We start from the raw sequence: 20,643 nt of genomic DNA, 5'->3' as shown, positions 1-20,643 counted from the left end.
TTGAGGATAAATAATAAAAGCATTACCTAAAAAAATAAAGGTGCATTTTAACAAATGAAAACTTTCGAAAATCGGAACAAGAAAAATATGAAAAAAATTGAAACTAAAAGAAAAGGCTAATGATGCTAATTAGAATTAATGCCAACATAGGATTTGAACGACAATTAGAGAAAGGCTCGAAAAATTTGACCTAGGAATAAGTTTTCTCATCATAGAGAAGCAAACATAATATAAAAAAGAAGGGTGTTTTTATGAAAAAAACGAGCTTTCTTTTCTTAAGTATATATTGATTTTACTTACATAAAAAATTCAAGCCTAAAGAGAATAGCAAAGGAAACAAAATTTCCTCTCTTCCTATTGAAGAGCAATAAAAGTTTACGTAGGAAAGAAAGAAGAATTCCAATACGTACCATTATCAACAAAATTAATGACAAGGATAAATGGAGAAAAAAAATAACTCATCACATAGACAAAGTAGAGTTAAAATGAAAGTCTAAAGAACTGAAATTCGACTACAACGACCATGGCCGTTTTCTACATTTTCTACTTACATAAACAATCAAATTAAACGGTAGTCATGAAAAAACTATAGTCATGAAAAAACTAATTCTATCCATTACTCTTTTATCTAAGATAGAGGAAGCATGGATACTCGCAACAAGTGAAGTCTACATGCGTTTGCGCAGTAGCATGAAAGTAAAACATGCTTCTATAAAGAAGATGATATACGAGCAACATCTCATCCATTACGACACCAATGTGAATAACTGGTTGAACAAATCTATTATTTAACAATGATTGACTCTATTACCATAGAGCGGATCCAGTCCGCATCACAAATTTATGAAGTTGTTTCAGATTTCGTTACTCTAAAAAAACGAGGAGTCAATTATGTGGGGATATGCCCTTTCCACGAGGATAATACACCTTCTCTTTATGTTTCACCTGCCAAAAATCTTTATAAATGTTTTGCCTGTGGAGAAGGCGGTACAGCCATCCATTTCGTAATGAAGTATGAACAACTTTCATATCCAGAGGCCTTGCAATATTTAGCAAAAAAATATGGTATCGAATTTCGTGAAATAAAAATGAGCAATGAACAAAAACAGATTCAAAATATCCGTGAGGCAATGTTTATTCTTAATAGTTTTGCCCAGAAGACCTTTTCTACTAATCTTTTCGATACGAAAGAAGGACAATCAGTAGGACTTTCCTATTTTCGAAAAAGAAATTTTCGAAAAGATATTATACAAAAATTTCAACTTGGATATGCTGATTCTCAACGTGATTCATTTACACAGACAGCTATAAGAGCCGGGTACAAACAAGAATATCTTAAAAAAACTGGATTGAGTATTATAGAAAAAAATTATACTATTGATCGTTTTAGAGAAAGGGTTATTTTCCCTATACATACTTTATCAGGAAAAATAGTCGCTTTTGGAGGACGTATTTTAAAAAAAGAAGAAAAAGTAGCTAAATATGTTAACTCCCTAGAAAGCGAAATCTATCATAAAAGTAATGAACTTTATGGTATTTATTTTGCTCGCCAAGCAATAGTCAAATATGATCAATGTTATTTGGTAGAAGGATATACCGATGTCATTTCCATGCACCAAGCAGGCATAGAAAACGTGGTTGCTTCTGCTGGAACAGCTTTAACACAAGGACAAATTCGACTGATTCGACGTTTTACCAAAAATATAACTGTACTTTACGATAGGGATACTGCAGGAATCAAGGCTGCCTTGAGAAGTATTAATCTCTTGTTAGAAACTGGTTTAAATATCAAAACTGTATTACTTCCAGAAGGGGAAGATCCAGATTCTTTTTCACAAAAACAATCAGCTACTTCATTCAATAATTATATCAAAAAGAATGAAACGGATTTCGTCAGATTTAAAGTTGAGTTATTAATGCAAGATGCAGGTAATGATCCTATCAAAAAAGTACAAATCCTTACTGAAACAGTATATACCATTGCATTAATTCCTGAAGAAATTACCCGCTTAATTTATGTAAAGGAGTGTTCCTATTTACTCGATATAGATGAACGTCTTTTAATGCATAACGTTGAAAAGAAAAGGGAAGAACTATTTCTTCAAAAGAAGAAAAATGATAAATTGCAACTACAGAAAACAGAACAACAAAATACAATCAACAACCTACCATCTCTTGAACATAATTTAAATCTATCATTCCCTTTTTACGAATACGAAACGAACATCATGTATTATGTAGTTCGTTACGGAGAACAATATTTTTATTACGAATATGAAGATGAGGGTACGAATGAACTGATTTCGGCTAATTTGAACGTAATTGAATTCATTGTCTCCGATCTGGAAGAAGATGAAATAGAGTTGCACTATCCATTATATAGAAAAATGTTAAAAGAAGGATACGAATGGTGTAAAAAAAATAATTTTATTGCAGAAGAATATTATAAAAATCATTCGGATATCAAAATAAGTCATTTTGCTGTTGATATTTCAACTGACAAGTATATTGAAAGCAAAGTTTTTTCCCAGTATAAAGAGACAAAAGTCAACGAAGAAAAATTAAAGACCACAAAACAGTCGCAAATAAATAAAATGTTGCTAAAAGAAATCCCTTACGTAATGTTAAATTACAAAAATGCAATATTAAAACATCGTGTAGAAACTATAAACAAGCAAATTAAATTGGCCGAAAAAGGGAATAACTTCGATAAACAAAAAGAACTGATTTCACAGCTTAGTGGATTGTTGAAAACAAAAAAGGTTATTGCTTTACGTTTACGCGAGCGAATAATTACCAAATTATAATAAATTTTGTATTTATAATGCAAAAGAAATCCACAATAACAAAAACGAATACTAACTCCAAATTTTCAACAATCAGAGTATTTTTCCAAAGTAGTACCACACATTATTTTGTAGGATTAATTATTTTAATAATTGTAGTTTATACTAGTATTTCAATATTTTCATTCTTTTTCACTAGTAATACTGACCAAAGTAAGATAGAAGGACTTTCCTTGTTTCAATTCAAAAATATAGAAGCAGAAGAAATTGCAAATTGGGCAGGTTTACGGGGTGCTATTTTAAGTAGCATTTTGATGAACGAAGGGTTTGGTCTATCAACGTTTTTTCTATTACTATTTACTGTTTTCGTAGCTCTGCGACTAATGAAAGTGTACTATGTACGTTTAATTCGTAATTTTATCCTATGTTCCTTATTAACTATCTGGTTATCTATAACACTTACTTTTTTCTTTGGAAAATTCTTTCAAGAAACAGCTCTATACATAGGAGGGAAACATGGATTTATCGTTTCCAATATTTTAGTCTATAATTTTGGCACATCTGGGACTCTCTTAATTATAGTTTTGCTATTCATTATTTCTATAGCAATTGTCAACATAGAAATCATTTATTTTCTAATAACCCCTAAACAAAAAAACAAGAATAAGATAGGTTTTTCAAAAGAAAAGAAAATAGAAAATGCTTCACATATTCCACCGTTTCAAACAGAAGAAAACTTTTCGAACGGAATAGAACATTTCGAAGTAGTTAAGCCAAAAGAAGAAGAGACCATTATTTCTGAAATAAAAGAAAAAAACAGGGGATTCTCCAAGAAAATAAATAAAGATAACTTGGAAAAAGTAAGAGAATATGATCCAACTTTAGGATTGCCTAACTACCTCTGTCCTCCAATAAATTTATTGAAGGAATGCGGTATTTCCGAATTACAAATTGACATGGAAGAGCAAAAAACTAATAAAAACAAAATTCTCTCCACACTTGATAGTTTTGGTATAAAAATAGCTATGATAAAGGCTACTGTAGGACCAACTGTTACTCTATATGAAATTCAACCTGAAGCAGGAATCCGTATTTCAAAAATAAAAAACTTAGAAGATGATATTGCATTAAGATTATCAGCTTTGGGAATTCGTATTATTGCTCCCATACCAGGGAAAGGAACAATAGGCATAGAAGTGCCTAATCGTGAATCACAAACTGTTTCCATGAAATCGGTCATTACATCCAAGAAGTTCCAAGAAACTAAGTTAGATTTGCCTATCGCTTTGGGTAAAACGATTACCAACGAAACTTTTGTTTTTGACCTCTGTAAAATGCCTCACTTACTCGTAGCCGGAGCTACAGGACAAGGAAAATCTGTTGGATTGAATGCTATTATAACTTCATTACTTTATAAAAAACATCCAGCTCAATTAAAATTTGTTCTGATCGATCCTAAAAAAGTAGAGTTTAATATTTATTCTGAAATAGAAAAACATTTCCTTGCCAAACTACCAAATGAAGAAGATCCTGTTATTACAAATGTCACCAAAGTTGTTCAAACACTTAATTCTTTAACTAAAGAGGTGGATGAACGTTATAATCTATTGAAAAAAGCAAATGTTCGTAACATGAAGGAATACAATGAAAAATTTGTAAATCGTCAGCTTAACCCACAAAAAAAACACCGATATATGCCCTATTTCGTAGTGATTATAGACGAATTTGGTGACTTAATCATGACGGCCGGGAGAGAAATAGAATTACCTATTGCCCGTATAGCTCAATTGGCACGTGCTGTAGGGATACACATGATTATCGCAACTCAACGGCCTGACACAAGTATTATTACAGGAATTATCAAAGCGAATTTTCCTGCTCGCATAGCATTTCGTGTTTCAGCAATGGTGGATTCTCGTACTATTCTCGACACCTCAGGAGCTAATCATTTGGTTGGAAAGGGCGATTTGTTATTTTCGCAAGGCAATGATTTAACTCGTATCCAATGTGCTTTTGTAGATACTTCAGAAGTAGAAAAAATAACTGAATACATTAGTAATCAACAAGGATATCCTAATGCTGAAATATTACCTGAATATACCAGTGAAGACAATATTGAAAAACGCGATACGACAAATTTATCTAATCGAGACCCTCTGTTTAACAAAGCAGCCAGATTAATGGTTACTCATCAACAGGGTTCTACTTCTCTTATTCAACGTAAATTCGAAATTGGATACAACCGTGCTGGACGATTAATGGATCAATTAGAAGATGCAGGCATTGTAGGATCGGCACAAGGAAGTAAAGCACGTGAAGTACTGATCAGTGATGAATATCACTTAGATAAAATTTTAGAATTAGAATAATGAAAATCATGCGATGATAACAAATTGTCATTTAACAAAAAATATCATCAGGTATAAAAATATGGTTCGATGGAAAGAATCAGTGAAGAATCATAATAAAATTGGAAGTACGAAGATAATATTAGGAATAAATAAAAGAATGATACATGAGATAGAGCTAATACTACAACAAACGAAAAACAAAAATATTAATAAAATTTTGTAATGCAGATTATTTTTGAAGATCTCTTTTGTCTGTGACAAATTCACATTTTTTCAAAAAAAAGCTGAAAAGCATCGCTTGTGATGTAATAAATACAGAACAAATGTTCACTTTCAACGGTAAACATTTTGTTTTTGACAAAAAATCAAACATCAAAATATAGGATGATAAGTTTAATCTCAATAGGAATTGCATAATTGGTATAATCCAAGACAAATCAATAAACTGATATTAGGATTATCAATCAAATGCCATTAAAGGCACCCTATTCTATTATGATATTATGATATGATAATATTTTTACTTGTATTTTTTTGTATAAAACAAATCCCATACCTAATTTCGATGAGAAATATTTAGAAGGAATTGTTAACTTTTTTTCTAAAAAAGACTCTTGAATTATTAAATGATTTTTCAATAGAAAAATGTGAGCTTATGACAATCCATGTAAGATACACGCAAAAAACATAAAAAAAATTCTTGGATAATAAAATTAGTTAAACAAAAATTGTGAAACACAATACAAATAACAAATCATCTCTTCAAGATGAAGAGCAAGTAAAATGCTTGATAATTGGTTCTGGACCTGCCGGTTATTCATCGGCTATTTATACGGCTCGTGCCAGTTTATCTCCAATTTTATATGAAGGAACTCAATCGGGAGGACAATTAACCACTACCTTCGAAATTGAAAATTTTCCCGGATATCCTGATGCAATTACCGGTATTAAGATGATGGAAAATTTTAAGAAACAAGCCCAAAAATTTGGTACTGATGTTCGTAAAGGAACAGTTACTGCCTGCGATTTGTCTCGACAACCGTATAAAGTTGTTATTGACAATAAACAAACAATTGAAACAGATACATTGGTTATTTGCACAGGAGCTACAGCCAAATATTTAGGTTTATCAGATGAACAAAAATATATTGGGAGAGGTGTTTCTGCTTGTGCCGTATGCGATGGTTTTTTCTACCGAAAAAAAATAGTCGCTATAGTAGGTGGAGGCGACTCAGCGTGTGAAGAAGCTTTATACTTGGCAAGTATAGCAAATAAGGTATATCTAATTGTAAGAAAAAATCACTTACGTGCTTCTCAAATTATGCAAACCAGAGTATTAAGTAATACTAAAATAGAAGTGTATTTTAATACAAATGTGATAGGGTTATTTGGAGAAGAATTTGTAGAAGGCATTCACTTAATTAAATATAGGGGAGAAGCTAATGAAGAAAAAATAGATATGACCATTGATGGATTCTTTTTAGCTATTGGGCGCAAACCGAACTCGGAAATCTTTAGAACTTATATTTCTACCGATTCAAACGGCTACATTAAAACACAACATGGTACTACTAAAACTAATTTACCAGGAGTATTTGCAGCAGGGGACGTTTCCGATCCTAATTATCAGCAAGCTATTACAGCAGCAGGAGCAGGATGTATGGCAGCAATTGAAGTAGAAAGATATTTAAATGAAATGAAACATTAATAATTATTAATTGAATATTTAAAGACTTAATCCATGGTATCTAAACGTTTAACTGCCCTGTCTCCTTCTGAGACATTGGCAATGTCCCAAAAAAGCAATGAATTAAAAATACAAGGCATTGATGTTATCAACTTAAGTGTGGGAGAACCTGATTTTGCTACTCCCGATTTTATTAAAAAAGCTGCTCAAAAAGCAATTGATGAAAATTATTCTTTTTATTCTCCTGTCCCAGGCTATCTCTCTTTAAGAAATGCAATTGTTGGAAAATTGAAAAGTGAAAATAATCTGAATTACAATCCAGAACAGATTGTTTGCTCCAATGGAGCAAAACAATCTATATGCAACGTAGTACTATCTATTATCAATAGAGGGGATGAAGTAATTATCCCTGCACCCTACTGGGTTAGTTATGGAGAAATGGTCAAATTGGCTGAGGGGATTAATATTATCATCCATACAAATATTGAACAAGACTTTAAAATTACTCCTGCTCAGCTAGAAGCTGCTATTTCCAATCGAACCAAAGCCATTATTCTTTGTTCTCCATCCAATCCTACTGGAAGTGTTTATTCAAAAGAAGAACTAGAAGGTTTATTTGAGATACTAATAAAATATCCAAATATAATCATCATTTCTGACGAAATTTATGAACACATAAACTATGTTGGGAAACATGAAAGTATTGCACAATTTGAAAACATTCGTGAAAGAGTGGTAATTGTCAATGGAGTATCCAAGGCTTACGCCATGACTGGTTGGAGATTAGGATGGATAGCTGCTCCTACCTGGATAGCTTCTGCTTGTAACAAATTACAGGGACAATACACGTCCGGGGCAAGTTCCATTGCCCAAAAAGCAGCTGAAGCTGCGTATAACGGAAATTTAGATTGTGTAAAAACTATGTGTAAAGTTTTCGAACGTCGTCTCAATTTGATGATAAAGCTTTGTCTGGATATTCCAGGGTTCAAGATAAATCGTCCACGAGGTGCTTTTTATTTATTCCCTGATTGTTCAGAATATCTAGGTAGGGTTCTTCGGGGGAAGAAAATAGAAAACTCTGTCGATTTGGCAATGTATCTTTTAGAAGAAGGACATGTAGCCTCTGTTGCCGGAGATGCTTTTGGTGCTCCTAATTATATCCGATTTTCTTATGCTATCAATGACGACAGATTGACCGAGGCAATACAGAGAGTAAAAAACGTCTTACAATAAATTTCAGAATTGGTGAAGAAAGTTTAATTCCCACCATTTTTAGTATAATTTTTGCGAAAGGTTTTTTAAATTGTTTTTTACTGATGAAAAGAGATTTTCCACTCAATTCTGTTACTAAACGAATTGCCATAGAAATATGGAAGAGCTCTTAATAACACTCATAAAAATAATTTCTCTTTATTATCTCTAATAATATCTTTTATTCTCGTTTCTAAAAAAAAACTCTATACAGTGATCAATCGTACTTTTATACGTACCAAAGTACTTCAAATTTTATACGCTTACCACCAAAAAGGCAATGAAGACTTAATGGAAGCAGAGAATGAATTAAATCTTAGTTTGCAAAAAACACGTTACTTATATTATTATCTTCTTCTAATCATCATTGAACTTACCAATGCTGAACAAAAAAAATTAGATAAACAAAAACATAAACATTCTCTTTTGTTTAAGGAACAATATATAAATAGAAAATTTGCCGATAATTTTTTAGCAAAAAAATTACGAAATCATATTGCTCTCATACAATTTGCCAATAAACATAGTAATTGGTTACGAACCAATAGTGAAACCGATTTTATTGAACTTTTGCTCAATGAAATTAAGCAGTCTGATAATTATACAAAATATATTTCTTCCGATAACGCCTATAAAAATAATTACGAATTTTGGGAAGCTATTTTTAAACAAATTATTCTAAAAAGCCAAATAGTATCCGAATGGCTAGAACAAAAAAGTATCTATTGGAATGACGATTTAGAGGCAACTACCATGCTCGTACTAAAAACTCTCAAACAATTTCAAAACAGATCTATTGCTGAACCCGTTTTACTCCCTTTATTTAAAGATAATACAACTCAGGAGTATGCTATACAACTTTTACGTTCTTCAATCATAGAAGCAGAAGAGAATTCCGATCTAATCGATACTCAAATGAAAAACTGGGATAAAAAACGTATAGCTTTGTTAGACCTTATCATTATGCAAATGGCACTCGCCGAACTCAACAACTTCCCTGCTATCCCTTTGAAAGTAACTTTAAATGAATATATCGATCTAGCACGCTATTACAGTACTCCTAAAAGTACTTCTTTCATCAATGGGATATTACAAGCAATTGTCTCAATACTAAAAATAAATAAAAACTAATTTTCTCTTTTTAAGAGATTTACCATTGTACATTTCTCATGTCTCCAGTTTTATTGAAAGCATCATGGAAAGATAAAGCAACATCTATATTTTGAGGAGTATGCCCTCTTTGCCCAAGTTTTAAATACCTCCATAGAACATCCTTGTATTGGTCATCCACACAATTACTGATAATTGTTTCTGCTCGCTGAATAGGAGAAAGTCCTCGTAGGTCTGCTACACCATGTTCTGTAATCAAAACTTTAACAGAGTGTTCACTGTGATCTACATGCGACACCATAGGTACAATAGAAGATATTTTGCCTCCCTTAGCTGTAGAAGGTGTAGTAAAAATAGAAAGGTAAGCATTCCTACAAAAATCGCCACTTCCACCAATGCCATTCATCATTCTAGTTCCTGCTATATGTGTAGAATTGATATTTCCAAATATATCTGCTTCCAAAGCTGTATTAATAGAAATTAATCCCAAACGACGAATTATCTCTGGATTATTGGATATTTCTTGCGGACGAAGCAAAAATTTTTGTTTGAAAAAAGACAGTTCAGCGTATACTTCATTTAACACAGGGGTAGTAAGCGATAATGAACAACCGCTTGCAAATTTAACCCTCCCCTTTTTCATCAATCCAATAACAGCATCTTGGATTACTTCCGTATAGATTTCGAATGCAGGAATTTCTTTGTTCAAAGCCATAGCTTCTAAGACTGCATTGGCAACATTTCCTACCCCTGATTGTATCGGTAAAAAAGAAAGAGGAATGCGGCCAATCTTTATCTCACCATGTAAAAAATCAGCTGTATTCTTACCTATTTGTTCCGTTAATTTATCTAATGGGGTAAATGAACATATCTCATTAGGAAGATCGGTTTCAACAATCCCCATTACTTTCCTAGGATCTATCTGCACATACGGAACACCTATTCTATCACTTACAGAATATATTGGAATTTCTTTACGATAAGGAGGATCAATAGGTTCATAAATATCATGCATACCAACCAATTCTCTGGGATGATACCGATTGAATTCTATAATAATTTTATCGGCTAAATGAGCGATAGTAGGAGCAACCCCAACAGCAGAAGTAAGAACAATTTTACCACTTTCAGTAATATCACAAACCTCCAAAATAGCATAATCAGGTTTAGGAAGAAAACCATAGCGCAAATATTGCGCAAGTTCCGAAATATGCAAATCAAAGTAATGAATATCATGGTCATTCAATGCCTTTCTTGAATCTACATTAGATTGATAAGGAGTACGAAATTTGATAGCATTAACACGTGATAACACACCGTCAACAGATTCTCCTGTAGAAGCTCCAGTACATAATCCCACTTTCAAAGGATTCCCTCTAACATGTTCTACCTCCGCCCTTGCCGCTAAAGCTCTCGTTATAGCCTTAGGACAACCAGTTGCGGTAAAACCACTCAAACTAATCACATCATCATTTTTAATCAAGCTTGCAGCTTCCTCCGCCGTTATTTTTCTATAAAACATATCATCATTGAGCAATATTGATAAATAAAACTGGCAAACACTCACCTTTTATTCAAGAAAAAACAACAACTCTATAAGAGTTGATACAAAAATAATATTTTTTCTAAAAGATTTCATTTTTAACAAGTCTACAACATTCACCGATATATAAAACATAATCTGACATTTGTTTGATTTCTTCTTCATCATGACTAACCATCAATGTAGTAAAATCGAACATCTGATGTGCTTTTAATATTTCTGTCCGCATGGATCGACGCATTTCTTCGTCAAGTGCCGAAAGCGGCTCATCGAGCAATAGTACAACTGGCTTTCTTACTAAAGAACGAGCTAATGCCACTCTTTGTTTTTGTCCGCCAGACAATTTATCAGGTTTTTGTTTCCGAAGTGTCCCTAACTCAAAAACATCTATCAAACGATTAATGAATGCTTTATCTTTTTTTTGAGCAAAAAGAATATTCTCTTCTACAGTCATATTAGGGAAAAGAGCATAATCTTGAAACATAAAACTGATATTCCTTTTTTGTGGATTGATGTTAATCTTTTGAAAAGAATTAAAAACAATTGTATTATCTATTTGAATAATACCTTTTTCTGGTTTCAATAGTCCTGCTATTGTACGAAGTATCGTAGTTTTTCCTCTACCTGATTTTCCAAATAAAGAAACAAGTTGTCTACTTGGAATTTTAACATCTAATATTAATTTATGTTTTCCTTCGGAAGTAAGCAACGTCTGCTCTATATTTATATAAATCATATTCCTGAACTGATTGTAAATTTCTTATTGATACTATAAATGAGTATTAAAAAAAAGAATGAAACAGAAGATAATATCAAAGAGTAAAGATTTGCAGTTGTATAATTTAAGGTCTGTACCTCATCATAAATAGCAATAGAAGCGATACGAGTTTCATTAGATACATTTCCACCTATCATCAATACAATCCCAAATTCTCCTATACAATGTGTAAAAGTCAATGCGATACCTGTAATTATAGAAGGTTTAATATTTGGCAATAGGACTTTAAAGAAAGTAGTTATTTTGGATTTACCTAAAGTATAAGCTGCTTCACGATAACTAACAGGAAGAGCAGAAAATCCATTTTGTAAAGGTTGTATCATAAAAGGTAAGCCAGCTATAATACTTGCTATCAAAACACCTTCAAAGGAAAATGCTAAACGAATGCCAAATGAATTTTCTAAAAATTTTCCAAATATATTTTTAGGACCAAATGCTACTAACAAATAATACCCAATTACAGTAGGAGGCAAAACCATTGGCATACAAATGAGTGCCTCGAAAACTACTTTGAAACGTGAATTCGAATAAGCTAAGGCATAAGCGATCCATACACCTATTAATAAAAGACATACTGTAGTAATAGACGCTAATTTGCCTGTAAGTATAAGTGTATCAATAAAATCAGTATCCATTCAAAAACAAAATTCAGTAATTTTGATGATAAATAAAGAAGTTTCCAAATATGTACCTTTATCGAAAGAAAAGAAAGGAAAGGATAAGACAACAAGTTACAACTACTGTTTTTTTTCCTTACTTTCGGGTAAAAATTGACTCACTAATTATAACCCTTCACAACACAGATCTATACGAATATAATCATAAATTTAAGTGATAAGCTTATTCGCCTTTTATTTATTTATTTATTTATTTGAAATCAGAATTTGACCTTACAAAAAATGAAAATGAATAGGAATTCACAATCGATTACCACCTTCCCTATAGTTTTTTAGAACCCTCCAGTTTTCGTGCTGGAGAAAATTGACTTTGATCATGCATTTGGGTCTTTTTACTAAATACTTTTTACTAAATATTTATACTCTCTATAATAGCTATTTCTATAATAGCTATTATTACATTTACAATTAATCTTACAATTTATAATCAGCCTACTAACTCAATAAGTCATAACAATGCTAACATTTTTTACAAAAAAACGAATACACTTAAACGATAAGTAATGAAAGAAAACAATATAGAAATAGAAAGAAAATTTTTAGTAGCTGGAAATTTCTATCCTTATGTAGCAAAAAAAGAAAGAATTATTCAAGCATACTTAATGATCTCTCCACAAAGAACCATTCGTGTCAGAATAAAAGATACATCTGCTTCTCTTACCATCAAAGGGGCAAATAATATTAATAACTTTTCTCATTATGAATATGAATACTCTATCCCAGTAGACGAGGCAAGAAAATTAATTCAGCTATGCTTACCCGGAAAGATTGAAAAAGACAGATATCATATCCCATTCAAAAATCATATTTTTGAAGTAGATGTATTCCATGGTCAAAACGAAGGATTGATAATTGCCGAGCTTGAACTCCCATCTGAAAACACACCTTTTGAGCTACCTGAATGGTTAGGTAGGGAAGTTACAAAAAATCCGAAATACTGTAATGTCAACTTAATAAATCGCACATAATACCATCAGATACAAACAAGCCTTTTCTTGTTAACTGTAAATGATTAGAGATAATTTGTAGTAAGTGATTATTCATATATTTCTCTGCTCGATTTAAACAATAAAGTTTTTTCTCTTCTCCACAGAGTAATAATAATTCATCTAAATCAATGCCTTTCATAGTTCTTATACGTGTAATGATAAAATCGTTATAAGTAGTTTTATCATTCATAATCTCTATCTCGGGGAGATAATTGAAAATTCTACCAGAATCTACTCGATTCCATTGACGCGTTTTCCCATTATAAGAATGTGCCGACGCACCAACACCCAAGTAATGACTGCCATTCCAATAACCAATATTATGCATGGAATAATAAGTAGGACTAGCAAAATTAGAAATTTCATAGTGCTCGAAGCCTGCAGTAAGTAATTTATCTATTAGAATTTCAAACATTTCCAAACTCTCCAACTCGTCTACAGGTCTAATAAGTCCCTGTCGTTGCATACAATCAAGTTTTGTCCCCTGCTCATAGGTTAAATGATAAGCTGAAATATGCGAAATATTTAACGAAATAGCTTGTTGAACTGTTGTTTCCCATGCCTTCAAAGACTGACCAGGTAAACCATAAATTAAATCAACATTTATATTTAGAAAACCTTTTTTTTGACAATTTTCGACCGCTTTCACTGCAGAATAAGCATCATGCTTTCGACCCAAAAATATCAACTCTTCATCTCGAAAGCTTTGCACCCCCAACGAAATTCGATTAAAAGAAAAACAATTTATCAAAGTTAAAAATCTATCATTTACATCTTCTGGATTTGCCTCAATAGTAATCTCTTTATCTTCAAATCCTTCAATAAGAAAATTTTCTTGAATTGTTCTGAATATTTTTTCAAAATCTGGAAATGACAAAAGCGATGGAGTTCCTCCACCAAAATAAATTGTCCCAATATTATGTTTATTCAAATAATCTTTTCGCTGCTCCAACTCATTACATAAGACATTAACATAATGTGTCTTATAATTTAAATGCGTAGTAGAAAAAAAATCGCAATAAATACAACGATTTTTACAAAAGGGGATGTGAATATAAATTCCAGCATTCATATTATGCGTAACTTCACGGTTTTTTCAGATTCCCAGCCATTTCCCCCCCCCCTAGATATTATAAAGAGAGACTCTTATTCAATCTATCTATCTTTATTCAGGAAATGGTATCAATTCCATGAATTGACAACAATTTACATTTCTCTATGATAATAATTTTTATACTGAATTATTTTCTACTATTATAACTAATAAGGGGGGGGGTAGAACTGGAATTCTACCAAATTCAAAAAGAAAAAAAGAAAACGAAAAATAAAAACAAAATATTTCGAATAAAATTGAAAAATTATCTGTCTCCATACTTTTTTACAGGGTAATAGCCGTAGTCATAACCATTGTCTTCCTCTGCTTTCAGAGACTACGATACCAATCTCTGGTCTTTCACGACTAAACTTTCCCAGTTTCGTACATTGGGGTGTAGTTTTCTCTATTTCATTACATGAATCTATTGCACCCAGTTCATACTCAACAAGGAATCAATTTTTATCCGCAAGAAAATTGCAGCTTTAATATACTTCTTGTAATCCATTTTCACTTCAGGAAATAATTTATAGTGTAAACATACCTAATTTAATGCCTATATTTCCTTCCCACTTTTTACATATTCTTCACAACTGTCTCATTTCTTCCTCAAAAACTTCATCAAAAGGGATGGTTTTACATTCTCTTCTTTCTTGTTTTTCCAACCTAATTCTCCAACCGAATACAGGTACAGATCTTTCCGTTCTACTATAGGATTCTCATTCAAACTTGAACCCAGTTTAGTTTCATTGTTTTTTAATCGTTTCCATCATTCTTTTGTATGACGTTTACTTCCTCCTGTAAGAGACTTGCCCAACCTTAAAGAGCCAGTTATAGTTCTTCGGATTTGTCGCAGGACTTACTGTCCTCAAAATCCATTCTGAGTTCCATCTCCTTTACTTTTCTCAATGCTCTCATTTTTTACTGCATTATTTAATAATGCAGTAAGTCCTGTTTATTTGTTTTATCTGATCGTTTTACATCCATTATCTCTACAATCTATTATTTATCCACATATTATCAGCAATTTCCACTACATATCATTCTTCTTTATTTGCTATCTTCATACTAGCATTATTTATGCAATACCTGTGAGAGACGATACACCCAGAATAAACCAGAAAGCCGTATGTCCCTCACTAACAGTTAGGCCAATATCAGAAAAAAGCCAAAGCTACTCCAACTCCAGAGTCCAAGCAATATAATCAGTCTTTTAATCAGCCTCTTCATATTCATAGCGGATTCATAGCGGATTTTCTACCTTGTGATATAAACAAAAAAGAACAAACAAAATGCTAACTTCTCCTGTCTAATTTAAGTACTTTAATAATAAAGTAATACTTTAATAATAAAGTAATGAGGGTGCTTCTATTTTTTGAAAAATCGATGCAAGAATAATTCTTTCTATTGTTGGAAACAATCTGTTGAGATTGAGTGTTCTTACATTTCACTTAAAGTTAACACATACGAAAGTAACAGTACCAGTAACCCTGTTGCAATACCATTTTCTGCAAAAAAGCAGACAAAACATATCAAAAAACCCATACAGAATATAAGAGTCTTTTTCATCTTTTTTCAGTTGAAACGATTTATTTAAATTTGTCAAAAATTTCATTTTGTTTCGAAAATTGTTACAAAAAGAATTTATTTGTCTACAAGTTACTATTTTTAAGTATAGACCTGAACCTCCCTACCAAATGAAGGGAGGAGAAAACTAGATTAAACATAACCTGAAAACCAACAAAAGCCAAAAGACATCTTGAAGCAAAGCGAGAGAAAAGTGCGGCTGATACACAACGAAATCCTTGCGAAAAAGCATTCGCTGTCACCTGTATCGCACTGGCCAACTTTGTATACAAATATGTCTATAACAATAGACAACAACTTCTTCGACTATAACCTGATGATGATCAGGCATAAGCTTAGACGCAAAATCAAGTCATATACTTTCGTATTCTGATATCCCCCCCCCCCCCTTGAATCTTGCCCAAAAACATATTCGTAATGATCTCTCCCTATTTTTCGATCTGACTATTATAAACGATTAAATCGTAATACTTGTTTTTCAACTCTTTTTCGATAAAGTCTGACAAAAGGAAAAAATCCCTACTCTTCCGGTAGAATAAATCCAAAAAGTTGAGAGTTTCGTACTGATTTCTTTGAATTCTTTAATTGTTTTTTCTTGTTCTGTAATCTTTAAAGAAATAATTTTACTATTTCATAAACTCTAAAAGTTTAAAAAAAAGTTTTTTTTCTTTATTTCTTATACTATAACTCATTATTAATTCAATCACTTACAATATACATTTTCAAGCAATATGAGCATTACACTCCCACTTGGGAGTAGTAGTAAAGAAATAGAAAAATCTACCTATCGACATTAGAATTTGTCAATTTTTTCATACATCACATGATTTTTTTTCTAATGATATTAAAATTTCACTATTTCTAACAAAGACTTCCCATGCACAAATATTTGTAGATCAGTGCCCGAGACGGGATTTGAACCCATACACCATAAATACCCAGTACCACCCCCTCAAAGTGGCGTGTCTACCAATTCCACCACTCGGGCTTCAACTTTTTTAGTGCTTAAAAAGAAACTGAATATACAAAATTTTCACAGATAAAATTTTCCAATTTTAATCAAAAATTTGCAAAAAAATCTCTAGATTTGCAATCTATCCTAGCCACTACTACTAGTAGTGGAGCTCATACAAATACAAATGAGAAAAAATAACAAGTTTTTCCCTAGTACGTTTATAAACTCCAAAGTCATAACCACGATTAGTATGTCATTAGTACTAGTTTTACTAGGTTTAGTTGTTTTCCTATCTTTATTTGCGAATGATCTGTCCAATTTTATAAAAGAAAATCTATCTTTTGATATAGTGTTACAGGACAATACAAATAAAAAAGAAATCCAATGTATACAAAACTCATTGGAAAAATCTCCTTTTACCAAAAAAGTCAATTATGTTCCAAAAGAAAAGGCCATCAAAAAGTTATCAATAGAATTGGGGGAAAATCCCGAAGAATTTTTAGGCTTTAATCCATTGCCTGACATAATTGTTATTCATTTAAAATGGCAATATGCTAACCCTGATAGTTTGAAGTTTATAAAAACTTACCTTAAGAAAATCTCTAATAGTAACATTAAAACAGTAGAGTATCGCGAAAAAATATTAAAAACGGTAACTAACAATATTACTAAAATAAGTTTTGTTCTTTTGAATATCGCTTGTGGATTATTATTTATTTCTTTTGCACTTATTAGTAATACTGTTCGCTTGACAGTATATTCCAGGCGTTTTCTCATCCGTACTATGCAATTGGTTGGTGCAAAAAAAGGATTTATCTGCAAGCCATTCATAATATCAAATATTATTGTCGGAATTATCGCATCAGTTATCGCTTGTGGATTGTTATATTGGTTAATTGATTATACAAGAAATAATGTTCTAAATACAAATGAATTACTAAATTCAAATTCCTTATCACTTACATTTGGAAGTGTATTTGTATTTGGAATCCTTATTTCTTCCATTGCTACCTATTTCTCTGTAAGTAAATATATAAGTGCTGATATAAACGAACTTTATAAAACATAATAAATTCTTGAAATGGATAAGAAGCGATTAGCATTTGGGAAAGAAAATTTCATACTTCTATTTATTTCCATTATTGTTATTGTCATCGGATTTATTGTAATGGCAGAAGGGAAATTTTCAGAAGAGACTGGATTTGATCCAAGCATATTCAGTACAAGAAGAATTTTAATAGCTCCTGTCATAATTATATCAGGTTTTGGGTTGGTGATTTGTGCTATTCTTAAAAAACCAAAATAGAAACTTTTTGGATATGAATTTTCAAAAAGGAGAGATTCTGTATTTGGATAAGCCACTATATTGGACATCTTTCGATTTGGTAAACAAAGTTAGGCATGTAATCTCTAAATTTTTAGGTCTAAAAAAAATAAAAGTAGGACATGCAGGTACATTAGATCCACTCGCAACGGGAGTGATGATTATTTGCACAGGAAAAGCAACCAAGAAAATTGAAGCATTTCAGCATCAAACCAAAGAATATATCGCTACAATTCACATAGGAGCGACAACCCCCTCTTTTGATTTGGAAACACCAATAGACAATATCTTCGAAACATCGCATATTACCCGAAAATTAGTAGAACAAACATTGTCAAAATTCCTTGGCAATATAGAGCAGACTCCACCAACTTTTTCATCGTGTAAAATTAATGGTAGCAAAGCATATGAATTAGCAAGAAAAAATCAGAAAGTAGAGTTAAAACCCAAGTTGGTCTTTTTTGAAAAGATAGAACTGCTCTCATATAAACCTAAAGAAATACAAATACACGTAGTTTGCAGTAAAGGAAGTTACATCCGTGCTTTAACTCGTGATATCGGAATTACAATACATTCTGGTGCATATCTAACAAAACTCACACGAACAAGAATAGGTAATATAACACTAGATGATTGCTTAAAAATAGAGAATTTAGATAAAATGCTTGTAGTTTAATAATTTAAAATGAGACTTTCAAAATTCAAATTCCACCTTCCACAGGAACTAATTGCCCTATTCCCTTCAGTTGATAGAGACGAATCAAGGTTGATGGTTGTTTATCATAAAACAGGCAGAGTAGAACACGTAATTTTTAAAGATATTATTCAATATTTTAATGAAAAGGATACTTTCATTTTCAACGACACTTCTGTTATTCCAGCACGTTTGAATGGGAACAAAGAAAAAACAGGAGCAAGAGTAGAAGTATTTTTATTGCGAGAATTAGACCCAATACAACGTATCTGGGATGTTTTAGTAGACCCTGCCCGCAAAATTCGTATTGGAAACAAATTGTATTTCGAAAATGAGGATAGTGACACAATCGTAGCAGAAATAATTGATAACACAACTTCACGAGGACGAATCATACGTTTCTTATACGACGGACCTTATGAATCATTCAAGAAAATATTATACAATTTGGGAAACATGCCCATTCCTGACTATCTGGATAGAAAAGTGACTAAAGAAGATCGTGAACGATATCAAACAATTTATGCAAAGAATGAAGGTGCAGTAGTCGCTCCGGCGGCAGGATTACATTTTAGCCATGAATTGATGAAACGTTTGGAACTCAAAGGCTGCGAATTGACTTTTATTACTGTTCATTCTGGGATGGGAAATTTTCGTGCCATTGATGTAGAAGACTTATTCAAATACAAATCGGAATCTGAACGAATCGTAATCAATACGGAAACGGCAACTAAAATTAATCAAGCTAAGCAAAACCGCAAACAAATCTGTGCAGTAGGAACATCTGTACTCCGAACAATTGAAGATAGAGAAAATGTAGTAACCTCTCAAGGATACTTGAATCCATTTACCGGTTGGACAAATAAATTTATTTTCCCTCCTTATAATTTCATTACCTCAACGAGTTTGATTACGGGATTCCATCTACCACTTTCTTCTATGCTACTTCAAGTGGCAGCATTTGGAGGATTTGATCTGATTATGGATGTGTATAAACAAGCTATTGAAGCAAAATACCGTTTCGGGGTCTATGGAGATGCTATGCTAATAATATAATGACTACCTATCTATCATTAGGAACCAACTTGGGGAATAAGGAACTAAATCTACTGAAAGTTATTGCCCTTATAGCTGAAAGAATAGGGAATCTTTCAGCTATTTCATCTGTCTATGAAACTCAAGCGTGTGGATTTCAATCTGCTAATTTATTTCTAAATATGGCTCTAAGAGTAGAAACAAGTCTCCAACCTGTTGAATTATTGAAAGCCTCGCAAGAAATAGAAAGACAAATGGGAAGAGTAAAACAACACCAATATCAAGACAGAATCATTGACATTGATATTATACTGTACGACAACATTGTCTATAAATCTGAAGAACTAACTATTCCTCATCCTCTTTACAGAAAAAGAGACTTTGTAATGAAGCCTCTACAAGAAATTATACGAAATGCAATGAAGACAAGTTAAATTTTACCGTTTAACGTTTAAAATGAAAAAAACTAATTCTACCCACTATAGTTTCTTTGTGAACATATTTCCCACTTTAAATGTTTTTGCAAAGACCTACTTCAATGAAAAAATAGTAGAAAATTATACAAGCCATTCAAGAAAAGACTCATATTTCTATAATTCTATTATACTCTATAAGTGAGTAAAAAGCTTTTTGTTTTTAACAAATATTTACATAACAATATTTACATCATTATTTGAATTATTAATTAAATCGTTCATACATGGCTTATTGAACTAAGAAATATCATACAAATTTCCACTTATTCAATATGCAATAGAATCTATCTTTTTGAATCAAAGAGAC

General features: G+C 32.0%; 16 protein-coding genes and 1 tRNA gene. 12 read left to right on the top strand and 5 right to left on the bottom strand.

What is annotated here, in order from left to right:
- Nucleotides 1–594: 594 nt before the first annotated feature.
- From CFPG_RS02525 to CFPG_RS02500, 6 genes are all read left to right on the top strand, one after another.
- Complete coding sequence (locus CFPG_RS02525) at nucleotides 595–792, top strand: hypothetical protein (RefSeq protein WP_041572399.1); 198 nt, start codon at nucleotides 595–597, stop codon at nucleotides 790–792.
- 2 nt (nucleotides 793–794) lie between these two features.
- Entirely contained in the window at nucleotides 795–2,807 is a 2,013-nt protein-coding gene (gene dnaG / locus CFPG_RS02520) for a DNA primase (protein ID WP_012573465.1), read from the top strand.
- Between the two features lie 17 nt (nucleotides 2,808–2,824).
- Nucleotides 2,825–5,155 carry an FtsK/SpoIIIE family DNA translocase gene (locus CFPG_RS02515; RefSeq protein WP_012573464.1) on the top strand — a complete coding sequence of 777 codons (2,331 nt, stop codon included), beginning with the start codon at nucleotides 2,825–2,827 and terminating at the stop codon, nucleotides 5,153–5,155.
- Nucleotides 5,156–5,867: 712 nt separating this feature from the next.
- Nucleotides 5,868–6,845, top strand: a complete 978-nt coding sequence (trxB, locus tag CFPG_RS02510; protein ID WP_012573463.1) for a thioredoxin-disulfide reductase — start codon at nucleotides 5,868–5,870, stop codon at nucleotides 6,843–6,845.
- A gap of 33 nt (nucleotides 6,846–6,878) precedes the next feature.
- Nucleotides 6,879–8,057, top strand: a complete 1,179-nt coding sequence (locus tag CFPG_RS02505) for a pyridoxal phosphate-dependent aminotransferase (protein ID WP_012573462.1) — start codon at nucleotides 6,879–6,881, stop codon at nucleotides 8,055–8,057.
- Between the two features lie 231 nt (nucleotides 8,058–8,288).
- The gene (locus CFPG_RS02500; RefSeq protein ID WP_012573461.1) at nucleotides 8,289–9,206 is read left to right on the top strand and encodes a transcription antitermination protein NusB; all 918 of its coding nucleotides are present in this window, start codon (nucleotides 8,289–8,291) and stop codon (nucleotides 9,204–9,206) included.
- Nucleotides 9,207–9,225: 19 nt separating this feature from the next.
- Here the strand turns inward: CFPG_RS02500 and CFPG_RS02495 are convergent, their stop codons facing one another.
- The 3 genes from CFPG_RS02495 to modB all read right to left on the bottom strand — a co-directional run bounded on the left by CFPG_RS02495 (nucleotide 9,226) and on the right by modB (nucleotide 12,141).
- Nucleotides 9,226–10,707: a succinate CoA transferase gene (locus CFPG_RS02495; protein ID WP_012573460.1), complete on the bottom strand. Its 1,482-nt coding sequence runs from the start codon at nucleotides 10,705–10,707 to the stop codon at nucleotides 9,226–9,228.
- 103 nt (nucleotides 10,708–10,810) lie between these two features.
- Nucleotides 10,811–11,464 (bottom strand): ABC transporter ATP-binding protein, encoded by a 654-nt coding sequence (locus tag CFPG_RS02490; RefSeq protein ID WP_012573459.1) that lies wholly within the window; start codon nucleotides 11,462–11,464, stop codon nucleotides 10,811–10,813.
- Nucleotides 11,461–12,141: a molybdate ABC transporter permease subunit gene (gene modB, locus CFPG_RS02485; RefSeq protein ID WP_012573458.1), complete on the bottom strand. Its 681-nt coding sequence runs from the start codon at nucleotides 12,139–12,141 to the stop codon at nucleotides 11,461–11,463. Before modB ends, CFPG_RS02490 begins: the two co-directional genes overlap by 4 nt.
- Nucleotides 12,142–12,686: 545 nt before the next feature.
- On the opposite strand from modB, the gene CFPG_RS02480 reads away from it, so the two are divergent.
- Complete coding sequence (locus CFPG_RS02480) at nucleotides 12,687–13,151, top strand: CYTH domain-containing protein (RefSeq protein ID WP_012573457.1); 465 nt, start codon at nucleotides 12,687–12,689, stop codon at nucleotides 13,149–13,151.
- Here the strand turns inward: CFPG_RS02480 and hemW are convergent.
- Nucleotides 13,129–14,244: a radical SAM family heme chaperone HemW gene (gene hemW, locus CFPG_RS02475; RefSeq protein ID WP_012573456.1), complete on the bottom strand. Its 1,116-nt coding sequence runs from the start codon at nucleotides 14,242–14,244 to the stop codon at nucleotides 13,129–13,131. The genes CFPG_RS02480 and hemW overlap by 23 nt on opposite strands.
- Nucleotides 14,245–16,752: 2,508 nt before the next feature.
- Nucleotides 16,753–16,840 (bottom strand) — tRNA-Leu (locus tag CFPG_RS02470).
- Nucleotides 16,841–16,991: 151 nt separating this feature from the next.
- Between CFPG_RS02470 and CFPG_RS02465 the strand changes: the two genes are divergently transcribed.
- From CFPG_RS02465 to folK, 5 genes are read left to right on the top strand one after another with little or no spacing between them, the layout of a single operon-like run.
- A complete protein-coding gene (locus CFPG_RS02465) occupies nucleotides 16,992–17,876 on the top strand; it encodes a cell division protein FtsX (RefSeq protein WP_012573455.1) in 885 nt (294 codons plus the stop codon).
- A gap of 12 nt (nucleotides 17,877–17,888) precedes the next feature.
- On the top strand, nucleotides 17,889–18,113 hold the full coding sequence (locus CFPG_RS02460) for a DUF3098 domain-containing protein (protein ID WP_012573454.1): 225 nt from the start codon (nucleotides 17,889–17,891) through the stop codon (nucleotides 18,111–18,113).
- 13 nt (nucleotides 18,114–18,126) lie between these two features.
- Nucleotides 18,127–18,807, top strand: coding sequence for a tRNA pseudouridine(55) synthase TruB (gene truB, locus CFPG_RS02455; RefSeq protein WP_012573453.1), 681 nt, complete (start codon nucleotides 18,127–18,129; stop codon nucleotides 18,805–18,807).
- Between the two features lie 9 nt (nucleotides 18,808–18,816).
- The gene (queA, locus tag CFPG_RS02450; RefSeq protein WP_012573452.1) at nucleotides 18,817–19,881 is read left to right on the top strand and encodes a tRNA preQ1(34) S-adenosylmethionine ribosyltransferase-isomerase QueA; all 1,065 of its coding nucleotides are present in this window, start codon (nucleotides 18,817–18,819) and stop codon (nucleotides 19,879–19,881) included.
- Nucleotides 19,881–20,294 (top strand): 2-amino-4-hydroxy-6-hydroxymethyldihydropteridine diphosphokinase, encoded by a 414-nt coding sequence (folK, locus tag CFPG_RS02445; protein ID WP_012573451.1) that lies wholly within the window; start codon nucleotides 19,881–19,883, stop codon nucleotides 20,292–20,294. Before queA ends, folK begins: the two co-directional genes overlap by 1 nt.
- The last annotated feature ends 349 nt before the right edge of the window (nucleotides 20,295–20,643 follow it).

The sequence above is a fragment of the Candidatus Azobacteroides pseudotrichonymphae genomovar. CFP2 genome (assembly GCF_000010645.1).
Lineage (GTDB): Bacteria > Bacteroidota > Bacteroidia > Bacteroidales > Azobacteroidaceae > Azobacteroides > Azobacteroides pseudotrichonymphae.
The sequence above is the reverse complement of the archived record's forward strand: the minus strand, read 5'-3'. Positions and strand labels throughout refer to the sequence as shown.